General features: G+C 67.8%; 9 protein-coding genes and 1 tRNA gene. 6 read left to right on the forward strand and 4 right to left on the reverse strand.

Annotated elements, in window-relative coordinates; all coding sequences use genetic code 11:
- Positions 1–97: 97 nt before the first annotated feature.
- Both RBS60_RS11155 and RBS60_RS11160 read left to right on the forward strand, forming a co-directional pair.
- Positions 98–1,579, forward strand: coding sequence for a glyceraldehyde-3-phosphate dehydrogenase (locus RBS60_RS11155; RefSeq protein WP_307957616.1), 1,482 nt, complete (start codon positions 98–100; stop codon positions 1,577–1,579).
- A gap of 41 nt (positions 1,580–1,620) precedes the next feature.
- Complete coding sequence (locus RBS60_RS11160; protein WP_307957617.1) at positions 1,621–1,821, forward strand: hypothetical protein; 201 nt, start codon at positions 1,621–1,623, stop codon at positions 1,819–1,821.
- A 121-nt stretch (positions 1,822–1,942) separates the two neighbouring features.
- On the opposite strand, the gene def is transcribed toward RBS60_RS11160, so the two are convergent.
- From def to orn, 3 genes are all read right to left on the reverse strand, one after another.
- Positions 1,943–2,578, reverse strand: coding sequence for a peptide deformylase (gene def / locus RBS60_RS11165; protein WP_307957618.1), 636 nt, complete (start codon positions 2,576–2,578; stop codon positions 1,943–1,945).
- Between the two features lie 110 nt (positions 2,579–2,688).
- Positions 2,689–2,761, reverse strand: a tRNA-His gene (locus tag RBS60_RS11170).
- Between the two features lie 105 nt (positions 2,762–2,866).
- Positions 2,867–3,478: an oligoribonuclease gene (gene orn, locus RBS60_RS11175; protein WP_374049266.1), complete on the reverse strand. Its 612-nt coding sequence runs from the start codon at positions 3,476–3,478 to the stop codon at positions 2,867–2,869.
- A gap of 147 nt (positions 3,479–3,625) precedes the next feature.
- On the opposite strand from orn, the gene mptB (RBS60_RS11180) reads away from it, so the two are divergent.
- The gene (gene mptB / locus RBS60_RS11180; RefSeq protein ID WP_307957620.1) at positions 3,626–5,191 is read left to right on the forward strand and encodes a polyprenol phosphomannose-dependent alpha 1,6 mannosyltransferase MptB; all 1,566 of its coding nucleotides are present in this window, start codon (positions 3,626–3,628) and stop codon (positions 5,189–5,191) included.
- A gap of 135 nt (positions 5,192–5,326) precedes the next feature.
- On the opposite strand, the gene RBS60_RS11185 is transcribed toward mptB (RBS60_RS11180), so the two are convergent.
- Positions 5,327–6,604, reverse strand: a complete 1,278-nt coding sequence (locus tag RBS60_RS11185; RefSeq protein WP_307957621.1) for a glycosyltransferase family 87 protein — start codon at positions 6,602–6,604, stop codon at positions 5,327–5,329.
- Positions 6,605–6,826: 222 nt separating this feature from the next.
- On the opposite strand from RBS60_RS11185, the gene mptB (RBS60_RS11190) reads away from it, so the two are divergent.
- From mptB (RBS60_RS11190) to RBS60_RS11200, 3 genes are all read left to right on the forward strand, one after another.
- Positions 6,827–8,350 carry a polyprenol phosphomannose-dependent alpha 1,6 mannosyltransferase MptB gene (gene mptB / locus RBS60_RS11190; RefSeq protein WP_307957622.1) on the forward strand — a complete coding sequence of 508 codons (1,524 nt, stop codon included), beginning with the start codon at positions 6,827–6,829 and terminating at the stop codon, positions 8,348–8,350.
- Positions 8,347–11,298 (forward strand): glycoside hydrolase family 2 TIM barrel-domain containing protein, encoded by a 2,952-nt coding sequence (locus RBS60_RS11195; protein WP_307957623.1) that lies wholly within the window; start codon positions 8,347–8,349, stop codon positions 11,296–11,298. The genes mptB (RBS60_RS11190) and RBS60_RS11195 overlap by 4 nt, the downstream gene beginning before the upstream one ends.
- Positions 11,299–11,515: 217 nt before the next feature.
- On the forward strand, positions 11,516–12,627 hold a 1,112-nt coding region (locus RBS60_RS11200), incomplete at its 3' end, for an IS481 family transposase (protein WP_307956401.1).

Consider the following 12,627-nt stretch of genomic DNA (forward strand, 5'->3'; position numbering starts at 1 on the left):
AGAACCGGCTCTTTTCATGCCCGCCGACCAACCCTGGTGCATCCATGGTGGGCATGCGCACGATGGCGTGCGCGCGACTGCAGAGAAAGGCACGTGTGTGAGCACAACGACGGAATCCGCCCTCGGCACCTGGATTGGACGCGAGGCCGCCGCGGAGGAGATGATCCCGATCATCGGGCGCCTCTACCGCCAGAACAACGTAGTGACCTCGGTCCACGGCCGCAGCCTCATCAATCAGTCCGTGGTGGGCATCCTCAAGGCCCACCGCTGGGCCCGCCAGATCGACAGCGAAGAACTGGCCCTCGAGGAGACCCTCCCGATCGTCAGGGCACTCGACACCCTCGAGCTCGGCGCGGCGTCCATCGACATCGCGCGTCTCAACGAGGCGTTCCGCGCCAAGGGCCAGTCGCTTCCCCTCGAGGACTTCCTCCGCTCCGAGCTCGCCGAGATCGTCGGCAAGCACGGCGCTGACCCGCGCCGGAGCACCGATGTGGTGCTGTACGGCTTCGGGCGGATCGGCCGTCTCCTGGCCCGTATCCTCATCGAGCACGCGGGCGGCGGCGACGGATTGCGCCTCCGCGCCATCGTGGTGCGCAAGGGCTCGGACAGGGACCTCGTCAAGCGCGCAAGCCTGCTCCGCCGGGACTCCGTGCACGGTGCCTTCGAGGGCACCATCACGGTCGACGAGGAGAAGAACACGATCCTCGCCAACGGCACCCTCATCCAGGTCATCTACTCGGACAGCCCGGCGACCATCGACTACACCGCGTACGGCATCAACGACGCGATCGTCGTGGACAACACCGGCCGCTGGCGCGACGAGGAGGGCCTGTCGCAGCACCTCCAGAGCAAGGGCGTGGCCCGTGTGCTCCTCACCGCTCCGGGCAAGGGCAGCCTGCCGAACATCGTGCACGGCATCAACCACACGTCTGTCACCGCGGACGACAAGATCGTGACCGCGGCATCCTGCACGACGAACGCGATCACCCCGGTCCTCAAGGCGATCAACGACAAGTACGGCGTGGTCCACGGCCATGTCGAGACGGTGCACTCGTTCACGAACGACCAGAACCTCATCGACAATTTCCACAAGGGCGACCGCCGTGGCCGTGCCGCAGGCCTCAACATGGTGATCACGGAGACCGGTGCGGCCAAGGCTGTTGCGAAGGCTCTCCCCGAGCTCGCCGGCAAGCTCACGGGCAACGCGATCCGCGTCCCCACCCCGGACGTCTCGATGGCCGTTCTGAACCTCAGCCTTGAGCACGAGACGACGAAGGAAGAGGTCAACACCTACCTCCGCGAGATGTCGCTGCACTCCGACCTGCGCAAGCAGATCGACTACATCGACTCGCCCGAGGTGGTCTCCAGCGACTTCGTCGGGTCGCGCCGCGCGGGCATCGTGGACGGGCTGGCGACGATCTCGAGCGGCAAGAACCTCGTGCTCTACGTCTGGTACGACAACGAGTTCGGCTACAGCTCCCAGGTGGTGCGCGTCCTCGAGGATATGGCGGGCGACCACGCGCCGTCGTTCCCCGTGCAGACCGCAGCCGATGAGTACAGCTTGGCAACGACTCGGTAGCAACGCTGGATTCGTGGAGGCCACGGGGGCAAGATGCACCTATGGAAGCTACTGAGCATGAGAGCACTCTCGAGCACGCGCTCGACGTCGCCAAAGCCAATGCCAAGCAGGCGAAACTCCTGGTCGACCACGCCAAGGCAGGGCTCGCGAAGGGGGACGTCACCCCTGAACGGGTCGCCCAGCTGGAGGAGCTCCAGCAGGCTGCGGACGAGGACCTCCTGCGCGTGACCCGCGAGCAGTAGGACCCGGTCCGTCAGAGCACGGGCAATGACGAAGGGCGCCGCACCTCATGGTGCGGCGCCCTTCGTCGTGGGTGGCCTGAGGCGGACGGGCTAGCGCTGGGCGCTGCGCCCCACGGGCCCGTCAGGCTGGGCCGTGGTCGTGGTTGTGCTCGTGGTTGTGCTCATGCCCGTCATGGTCATGGTCGTCGTGTCCGAAGGGGTCCGGGTCGACGCCGGGCATCCAGGTGAGCCCGGGAACGCCCCATCCATGCTTGCGGGCTGCCCGGCGCGCCTTCTTCCCGTAGCGGTCATTGAGGCGGTCCACGTAGAGCTTGCCGTCCAGATGGTCGTACTCGTGCTGCATGACTCGGCCGAACCATCCGGTGGCTACAAACTCGACTGGCCGTCCGTCGCCGTCGAACCCCTCGACCTTCACCCACTCAGCACGCTTGAGCGGGTAGCCCTCTCCGGGGAACGAGAGGCAGCCCTCTTCGTCCTCCTCTGGGTCCGGCGCCGTACCGGGGACCTTCGATAGGGTGAGACGCGGATTCACGAGGACGCCGCGGGGCGGCACGCTGTCGTCATTGTCGAACTTGTACACGAACACGCGGCGGCCCACCCCGATCTGGGGCGCTGCGAGCCCTACTCCGTGGGCGGCATCATTGGTCTCGTGCATGTCGGCGATGAGCGTGCGCAGTGCGTCGTCGAACTCGGTGACCTCGACCGCCCGGCGGTGCAGGACGGGCTCGCCCCAGATCGTGATGGGATGGACAGCCACAGCGCGACTCCTGACATCGGTTCTGGACCACATACTGCGGGGAACAGGATAAGGCCGCCGGGGAATTCCCTGGCGGCCTTATCCTGGCCGGTGGTACCGGCCTCTTTCGGGGTGAGTAACGGGGCTCGAACCCGCGACCTTCTGGACCACAACCAGACGCTCTGCCAACTGAGCTATACCCACCATCGTCCTTCGCAGAAAACGCTCAGGCGTTCTCCGGTGCGAAAGCAACGAGAAATAGTCTACCCGCTCGCGAGGGGTGCTCACGACCAAAACTCCCCCCGGGGGCTAATTTTCTTGGTCGTCCATTCCCTCGGATGAACTGTTGGTGTTCGAAGCAGCGGCGGAGATGCGCGCGGCCACTTCGCGGGCCGCTACGGACTCAGGCCCGGGCTCCGGAACGAACACCGTCTCGCGGTAGTACCGGAGCTCGTCGATCGAATCGCGGATGTCACCGAGTGCGCGATGGTTTCCAGTCTTCGCGGGCGACTGGAAGTAGGCGCGCGGGTACCACCGGCGGGCGAGCTCCTTGATGGTCGAGACATCGATCACCCGGTAGTGCAGGTGCTCGATGACCTCGGGCATGTCACGCGCGAGGAAGATGCGATCGGTGCCGACAGAGTTGCCGCCGAGCTGGGCCTTCTTCGGTTCCTTGACCCACGCACGGATGTACTGCATGACCTCGGCCTGTGCGGCCTCCATGGTCATCCCGTGGGGTAGCTCGTCCAGGAGCTTCGACTCGGTGTGCATGGTCCGCACAAAATCGCCCATACCGGCCAGCGCCTCGTCGCTGGGCCTGATGACGACGTCGACCCCGTCGCCGAGGATGTTGAGCTCTGAATCTGTGACGAGCACGGCCACCTCGATGAGGGCATCGGCGACCGGATCGAGTCCGGTCATCTCACAGTCGATCCAGACAATGTTTTCGTTGCTGATGGGCACTCGCCCAGACTACCGCGAGCCCACCGGGGCCCGGAGTCCGTCCCGAGGCCGGGGCCTGCCCCGGTGCTAAGATAAGGCTCTCCCACACTGAACGAAGGGTGACCTATGTCTTCACAGCGCCCTGGCCTGCCCGGGAGGATCCTCGAGCGGCTCGGTTCACTGTGGACATCCGTACCTCCGGCGGGCGTCAACCAGCCAGCACACTGGGCGCTCGGCCAAGGCCTCGTGGGGTCCCTCCTGATCGTGTTCGGCTCGATCGGCGTCGGCTGGCTCGCCGATGCATCGGTCTTCACACGGAATCCGCTCTTCATCACGCTGCGCACGGAGACGTGGGGCGTCACCACTTCCATCATTGCGCTCGTCATCGGGGCGATGCTCCTGACGCGCTCGTGGCTCAGGCTCGGCCAGCGGCTGAGACGGTGGGGGCCGGGGGCCATCCGCCCCGTGGTCCTCGCAGTCCTCCTGTGGGGCCTCCCTCTCATGTTCGCCGTGCCGATCTACTCGCGTGACGTCTACGCCTACGGCGGCCAAGGGCGGCTCATGGTCGCCGGGCTCAATCCCTACACGAACGGCATCTCAAGCCTGAACAACTGGCTCGAGCTCGGCACGGACCCCTCCTGGGCCTCGACGCGCACGCCGTACGGTCCATACTTCCTCTGGCTCGAGCGCTGGGTCGTCCAGATCACGGGTGGCCAGCCGGACTCGTCCGTCCTGATGTTCCGCATGATCGCCCTCGCCGGCGCGGCCCTGTGTGCGTATTACGGATACCGGCTCGCCCAACTCCATGGGGTCGACGGCGCGCGCACCGTGTGGCTCATGGTGGCCAACCCGCTCTTCCTGATCTCGTGCATCGCGAGCGCCCACAACGAGGCGCTCATGATCGGTCTCGCCGTCGCCGGCGTGTACTACGCCGAGAAGGGCAATTGGCTCGCAGGAATTGTCCTTACAACGCTCTCGATCGGCGTCAAGCCCATCACAGCGATCGTGCTTCCCTTCATCGGGCTCCAGTGGGCCGGTCCGGGGGCCACCTGGGGGCGGAGATTCCTGTGCTGGGCCGGGACCGGGCTCATCAGTCTGGCGCTGTTCGCCGTGAGTTCGCTCGCCTACGGACTCGGTTTCGGATGGGTCAACGCCATCGTCGATCCAACGCCGGGCTTCATTGCCTACACGCCCTCGGGCTTTTCGAGCAACATCCTCGCGGGACTCCTGACCGCGATAGGGCTCGACGGCGGGTCGATCGCAGAGGCGTTCCGGACCGCCCTGAAATGGGCCGGGATCGGCATCGCCGTGCTGCTCATACTGCGCGGCGACGACCGTCAGGTAGTGCGCCGCCTCGGACTCGCCTTCACGGCGATCGTGGTCCTCGGACCGATCATCCAGCCGTGGTACGTGCTCTGGTTCTTCCCGTTCCTTGCAGTGACCGGCATCAGGGACAACTGGCAGGTCAAGCTCTGGTACCTGACGGTCGTGTTCTTCGTGGTCTTCGGGGCGCAGGACCAACTGCACATCTTCGGGTTCGTGAACACACCGCTGCCGGCCGACGCCATCGCCGGCCTCGTGGCACTGGCCTTCGTGGCCTACCTTGTCCTGCTGGACCCGAAGACGCGCCGCATCATCTTCGAGCGGCCCCGGAAGGGCGGCCACAGTGGCATCGAGGCCCGCGGCTCGTAACTGAAGGAACCCGGTCGTAGCTGACAGGATCCGGGCCTCAGGCGGCCACCGCCGGGAGAGCCCCACCCAAGGACCGTCCGAAGCCCAGGGTTGGGCGGTTGGTAGGTCCGAGGATCTGACCCCCGGCGGGGGGAGTCAGTCGATCGTGGCGTGGTCCACGGTGTGCGCGGGGGCACCCTTGCGGCCGAGCCGTGCGAGGCGGATGGCCGACCACACGAAGAGCACCACGAGCAGGACGTTCCGCACGGTCAGGACGAAAGCCATGATCGCGCTGTTGTGGCTCAGGGCGTCGTAGAAGAGCGGGTAGATGAAGTAGGTCGCCACGGCGATGCCGATGAGCAGGCGCGCCGGGACACGCCATGCTGCGCGGTCCTGTGCCAGGCCGAGGGCGACCACGGGGCCGAGCCAGACCATGAACTGCGGCGAACCGACCTTGTTGAACACGATGAACGCGCTCACCATCGCCAGTGCCCCCGCGAGGAGCAGCTCGGACCGGTCTTCATGCCCGCGCTTCTTGCCCTCGTGCAGCGCCCAGAAGATCGTGCCGGCGATGGCGACGGCGACGACAACGAAAAGCGGTTGCATGAGTGCTGAAGCGATGGTCGAACCGGGTCCGTCGACCTGCATCGAGTTGATCTCGGTATTCATGTACATGCGGGCGCCGCCAAGGCCGAGAACGGACATCCAGAGCCACGGCGTCGTGAACGTCGCCTCGAGCTGCATGCCGCGCGAGCCCTGGGTCGTGAGGAAGTCCAACAGGTGGTGGAAGACTCCGAGCGCGACGGCGACGGCGGCAACGACGGCGGTGACGGCCACCGCGCCGACGATGACCTTCCACCGGTCCCGGACGACTGCGAAGAGGGGAAGCAGCGCGGCGGCCGGCCAGACCTTCATCCACGTCGCCACTGCGAGGATTGCGGACGCCGCGAACGGGCTCGCCACTCCGAGACTCAGGCCCATGAGGACGATGGGCGCGGTGACGCCGTCGACTCTCGCAAAGCCGAGGAGGCCCATGAGGGCGATGAACACGAGCCACCACCACGCCGCGCGGACTCCCTCGGGCTTGCGTCCCCAGCCACTCAGGATGCCCAGGGCCACGCCGTTGAGCAGGGAGGTGAGCAGCACCCACAGGATGAGGAACGGGCCGGGGCCGGCGAGGCCGGAGATCCAGATCGGCAGTAGCCCCCCGATCGGATACACCCAGGGCGACGGCTCGACGTTCTGGGGGAACCCAGCGGCGGCCCAGTCGCGGTAGATATTGGTGTCGCTGAAGGCCTGGCCCTGGAACACGAAGATCGAGAGGTAGGCGAGATAGCCGATGTGAACTGCGAGGTAGCCGGTCAGGAGGCCTCGGGGCGTCAGGAGCCATGCGGTGAATCGGCGCGGCGGCCGGCCGGTCTGGCTCGTGTCCATCGGGCGGGCTGGCTGGCTGGAAATGGGTTCTCTCCTCGGCGTCGGTCGACGGGCCGCTGTAGGGCTCGCGGCCGCCCGCCAGTCTACCAGCGCGGCCCCCCACACCCTGGGGGCGATTCCCGCCCTGATAGCATCGAGAACACGTCATGCCGACGGGGGTGCTGCCCAGCCGGGGCATGCTCCTCCCGGCCCTTCGCGAAACAGGAAACAGTAGGGACCCTGATGCCCAAGCCTCCGGCAGGCGGCAGCCTGAGCGTGCCCCCGGCGGCGCGGACTATCGCTGCCCTTCCGGGTGCGGGCAGCACCGCCGTCTGGCAGGGTGCGATCGCTTCGCTGTGCATGGCCGTCGGCGGACTGGGCGTGGGATGGATGGCTAGCGGCTCATCGCTCATCAGGGTCCCCTTCTTCATCGTCCTCCGCGATAATCCGGTGCTCGTGTTCCTCAGTACGGCGCTCGTCGTTTTCGGCGGCCTGTTGCTCGTGCGGGCCTGGCTCCGTCTGGACCAGCGCGTCCAGGACTGGGGCGCCGTGGATCCGAAGGTGACAGTGCGGGTGGCCGCGCTCTGGTGCGCCCCGCTCATGCTCACGTTCCCGCTCTTCAGCCGGGACGTTTACGCCTACATCGGCCAAGGGCGCCTCATGGCCGCCGGGCTCGATCCGTACGTCAACGGCATCTCGGCCCTGAACAACTACCACAACCTCGGTCCAGACTCGATGTGGACCGAAGCGCCCACGCCGTACGGGCCGCTCTTCCTGTGGATCGAACAGGGCATCGTGGGGCTCAGTGGTGGAAGCCTCGAAATCGCCTTCCTCCTGTTCCGCATCGTCGCGGCACTGGGCGTGGTGCTGTGCGCCGTCGCGGTGATCGGCCTCTCGAAGCACTTCGGCCTGGATCCGTCCAAGACCCTCTGGCTCACCGTGGCGAACCCCCTCTTCGTCATCAACTTCATCGCAAGCATCCACAACGACGCCCTCATGCTCGGCCTGCTGCTCGTGGGCCTTCTCGCAGCTGTGCGGCGCCGGCCCGTGCTCGCCGTCGTGCTCGTGACGGCCTCCATCGGCGTCAAGCCGATCACCGTCCTAGCATTGCCGTTCATCGGCCTCATCTGGGCGGGCAAGGGGGCCGGATGGGGGCGCCGGATTGCCCGGTGGGCCGGTACGGCCGCGATCTCGCTGGCTCTACTCACGATCGCCGGGGCGGTCTCGGGCTTCTGGTTCGGCTGGGTACCGGCCATGGCCACGCCGGGGACGGTGTGGATCTGGTACGCGCCGTTTGGGCTCCTCTCGGTCGTCGCGGGGTGGCTGACCCAGATCGCCGGCGGGGACCCGGACTTCGTCGCCGTGATCATCAAGCGACTCGGGACGATCATCGGCGTTGTGGCCGCCGCGTGGCTCATTGTGCGGGGAGGAACCGAGAAGGTCATGCTGCGCATGGCGCTCGCCTTCGCGGCCGTGGTCGTCACGGCGCCGATGATCCAGCCCTGGTACATCACGTGGCTCATGGCATTGTTCGCTCTCGTCGGGGTCAGTGGGGGCCGGCCTCAGCTGGCCTACTACGTGGTGACCGTGTTCTTCACCGTCATCGCACTCACGGACCAGCTCGACGTGTTCGAGTGGATTCCGCTGGTCGTGGTCCGTTCGGTGGCCATCGTGCTGAGCGTTGCCTTCGTCGCGTACATGGTGCTCTGGGACTGGAAGACGCGCATCCTGTTCGCCCCGCTCATCCCCTCGCGGCGCGGGGCATGACCCCCACCGGCCCCGTTCGGGCCTGGTTCGCCGATGTGGCACCCGCGCACGGTTCGCTGCCCCCACGTGCCCACCTCGACACCGATGCCGCGTCGATGACGCTCGACGGCGAGTGGGCCTTCCGCCTGCTGCCGCGGGTTCCGAGGCATGGCGGCAACGGGTTCGAAGCGCCGGGCTTCGACGACAGCGCATGGGACCTCGTGCGCGTCCCCCACTGCTGGCAGCTCGAGGGCGTGCCGGGGCTGCCGCGGTACTCGGGGCCCGCCTACACCAACGTGGTCTACCCGTTCCCGATCGATCCGCCGGATGTCCCCGACGAGAACCCGGTAGGGGAGTACCGCCGCCGGATGGACCTCCCGGACGCCCCCGACGGCGGCCGGTGGCTCGTGCGGTTCGAGGGCGTCGATTCTGCGTACGAGGTCTACCTCAACGGCACGCGGGTCGGCGACGCCATGGGGTCGAGGCTCACCCACGAGTTCGACGTGACGGAATACGTCGTTCCCCGTGGCAACGTCCTCGCGATGCGCGTGCTCCAGTGGTCCGCTGGATCCTATCTCGAGGACCAGGACATGTGGTGGCTCTCCGGGATCTTCCGCTCGGCGAGCCTCCTGAACCGCCCCGCGGGCGGGATCGACGAGGTGTTCGTCCATGCGGACTTCGACGCCGCCGCCCACACGGGGCGACTGCTCGTCGAAGCGCCGCCCGGCGCCGTCGTGCGTCTTCCCGAGCTCGGCATCGAGGTGCCGGCCAATGAATCGCTTGTGGTCTCTGACGTCGAACCCTGGAGCGCTGAGGTGCCGCGGCTCTACCGCGGAACGGTCTCGACGGGGGCCGAGACGGTGGACCTCGCGGTGGGGTTCAGGACGATCTCGATTGACGATGCCACCCTCCTGGCCAACGGCGTCCCTCTCCGGCTGCGCGGCGTGAACCGCCACGAGTGGCACCCGAAGGCGGGCAGGACCCTCGACGAGGCTACGATGCGAGCGGACATCGAGCTCATGAAACGGCACAACGTCAACGCCGTCCGCACGAGCCACTACCCGCCGGATGCGCGCTTCCTCAGACTGTGCGACGAGTACGGCCTGTGGGTCCTTGACGAATGTGACCTCGAGACCCACGGGTTCGAGCGCATCGGGTGGCGCCTGAACCCCAGCAGCGAACCGGTTTGGCGCGAGGCGCTCCTCGACCGCATGCGCCGCACGGTCGAGCGGGACAAGAACCACCCCTGCGTGATCGGCTGGTCGCTCGGCAACGAATCGGGGCGCGGGGCGAATCTCGAGGCGATGGCAGCGTGGACGCGCTCGCGCGATCCGGACCGGTTCATCCACTATGAGGGCGACTGGGACAGCGCATACGTCGACGTGTACTCCCGGATGTACGCAGACCATGCCGAGACCGAGCTCATCGGCCGTGGCGAAGAGCCTCCCACCAGCGATCCCCAGCATGACCGGCGACGGCGCGCGCTGCCTTTCATCCTGTGCGAGTACGCGCACGCGATGGGCACGGGTCCGGGCGGCCTCGCGGAGTACGCGGACCTCTTCGAGGCGTATCCGCGCCTCGCGGGTGGTTTCGTGTGGGAGTGGATCGACCACGGCATCCTCCAGCGGGCAGCCTCGGGGGCCTACGAGGGTGAGGAGTTCTTCGCGTACGGCGGGGACTTCGGCGAAGAGGTGCACGACGGCAACTTCGTGGCGGATGGCCTCCTCTTCCCGGACCGGACGGCCTCCCCGGGCCTCGCTGAGCTCGCCAAGGCGTACGAACCCTTGCGCATCGAACCGTCACGTGACGGCGTCACGGTGACATCTCTCTTCGGACACCGCACGACGTCGGGGATCGACTTCCGCTGGAGGATAGAGGACGACGGGGAGCCTGTTGCCTCGGGTCCCCTCGCGGTGCCGGATTTGGGGCCGGGGGAAGCCATTCGGGTTCCATTTCCCGGTCGCACGGGCGCCCCCGTTGCGGCCGCAGGCCCGGGGGGACCGCAGCGCTGGGTCACTGTGAGCGCGCATCTGGCGGTGGACGAGCCGTGGGCTGCCGCCGGCCATGAGTTGGCCTGGGGGCAGGCACGGCTCGACGACCATGGGGAGCCCCCGCGGGGGCGTGCGCGGCCCGCGGGCGACTCTCGCGCGGTCGTGCAGACCGATGGCGGGTGGGAACTCGGCCCGGGCCGTTTCGATGCCTTCGGAACGCTTGTGGAGCTGTCCGGACTGGCCGTCCGCGGGCCGCGGCTCGACCTGTGGCGCGCCCCCACCGACAACGACGAGCGGGGCGACGCTCCGCCGTCCGCAGACTGGCGCGCGCTGGGACTCGATCGGCTGCGCCACCGCACCGTATCGGTCACGTCCGAGGATCGCGCACTGAGCGTCGTGGCACACGTCATGCCCGCGGGGGTCGACGTGGGCTACGAGGTCGAATACCGCTGGCATGCGCACGACGGCGCGCTCCGGCTCGACGTGTTCGGCTCGCCGCTGGGCTCATGGGCCGTCCCTGTTCCTCGTCTCGGCGTCCGGATGGGGATTCCATCCCAGCTCGACGCGGTCGCGTGGGTGGGGCTCGGCCCGGGCGAGGCGTATCCCGATGTTTCACTCGCCGCGCGCGAGGGCCGGTTCGCCTCCGATGTCGCAAGCCTCCAGACGCCCCGCCTGAGGCCGCAGGAGAACGGTGCACGGCGCGGCGTGAGGAAGGCGGAGCTGACTGGCGGCGGTTCCCGGCTGACGGTGAGCGGCGAGTGCTTCATCCTCACGGTCCGCCCCTGGACCACCGAGGCGCTGGACGCGGCGGCGCATCCCACCGATCTGGTGCCCGATCCGCGATGGCTGTGGATGAATCTGGACGACGAGCAGCACGGGATCGGTACAGGCGCCTGCGGTCCCATCGAACTGCCGCGCTATCGGCTCGAGGCCAAGCGCTTCCGGCTGTCCGTCGCACTCAGTGCGGAGGCTGGCTGAGCGGACCCGGGCTCCAGACCGGGGCCCGGCCTCAACGTGCCGAGCCCCGGTGGGGTGAGAATTTGGCGCCCCAGGAGGTGTGTGATGTCAGGACATCGTTGACGCATGTGGCGGGACATCGTTGACAGGTGACAGTTGACTGCTGTGGCGGGACATCGTTGACGCCTTCCGGCATGTCGCGGGACATCGTTGACACCTCGCCCATTGGGCTTCTGCCATGTCGAAGAACAAGGTCATCGTCGTCGCAGTCCTTGAGGGTGGGATGTCCAAGGCCGAAGCAGCCCGCCGGTACGGCATCAGCCGCCAATGGGTCCACCAACTCATCGCCCGCCACGCAGCCGAAGGAGAGGCCGGCCTCGAGGCCCGCTCCCGGCGGCCCCGCACCAGCCCGCAGCAGACGCCGGCCAACGTTCAGGAGAGGATCCTGGTCCTACGCGCCGACCTGCAGGCCAAGGGCCTGGACTCCGGGGCCGAGACCATCGCTGCCCATCTCGGACGCGAGGGCCTCCCGGTGCCCGCGAGCACCACCATCCACCGCATCCTCCGGGCCGCCGGCGCGGTCGCCCCCGAACCCCACAAGCGTCCCAAGTCCTCCCTGCGACGCTTCGCCGCGGCCCAGCCCAACGAGACCTGGCAGTCCGACTTCACCCACTGGCACCTGGCCGACGGCACCGACACCGAGATCATCGACTTCCTCGACGACCACTCCCGCTGCCTGCTCCACCTCACCGCCCACCCCAGGACGACCGGCGCCATCGTCGTGGACGCCTTCCTGGACACCGCACAGGAACACGGCCTGCCCGCCAGCACCCTGACCGACAACGGCATGGTCTACACCACCCGCCTGGCCGGCGGGAAAGGAGGCCGCAACGCCTTCGAGAGCCTCATCGCAGGGCTCGGGATCGTCCAGAAGAACGGATCCCCCGGCCACCCCCAGACCCAGGGCAAGATCGAGCGCTTCCACCAGACCCTGAAGAAATGGCTCCACAGCCAGCCTCCGGCCCAGACCATCGAGGACCTGAACGACCAGCTCACCAGATTCCGCCACGTCTACAACCACGAACGCCCCCACCGCGCGCTCGGCAGGCACACACCCGCCGAGGCCTACGCCCAGACCCCCAAGGCCGGCCCCGCGGCCGCCGCCCAGGGGGCACACTTCCGCGTCCGGACCGACCGCGTCGACGCCGACGGCAAGGTCACCCTCCGCCACGCGGGACGCCTCCGTCACCTCGGCATCGGCCGCGCCCACAGGCACAAACGCATCATCCTGCTCGTCCACGACGCCGAGGCCACCGCCATCGAGCACGGCACCGGCGAGATCCTCGCCGA

Source organism: Sinomonas sp. ASV486, from assembly GCF_030908215.1.
Classification (GTDB): Bacteria; Actinomycetota; Actinomycetes; order Actinomycetales; family Micrococcaceae; genus Sinomonas; species Sinomonas puerhi.

Bases quoted from the DNA above. Each gene is read 5' to 3' on its own strand.
- mptB (WP_307957620.1), top strand. From the start codon at position 3,626: ATGTCTTCACAGCGCCCTGGCCTGCCCGGGAGGATCCTCGAGCGGCTC.
- orn (WP_374049266.1), bottom strand. From the start codon at position 3,478: ATGACCGGACTCGATCCGGTCGCCGATGCCCTCATCGAGGTGGCCGTG.
- mptB (WP_307957622.1), top strand. From the start codon at position 6,827: ATGCCCAAGCCTCCGGCAGGCGGCAGCCTGAGCGTGCCCCCGGCGGCG.
- RBS60_RS11185 (WP_307957621.1), bottom strand. From the start codon at position 6,604: ATGGACACGAGCCAGACCGGCCGGCCGCCGCGCCGATTCACCGCATGG.
- RBS60_RS11160 (WP_307957617.1), top strand. From the start codon at position 1,621: ATGGAAGCTACTGAGCATGAGAGCACTCTCGAGCACGCGCTCGACGTC.
- RBS60_RS11195 (WP_307957623.1), top strand. From the start codon at position 8,347: ATGACCCCCACCGGCCCCGTTCGGGCCTGGTTCGCCGATGTGGCACCC.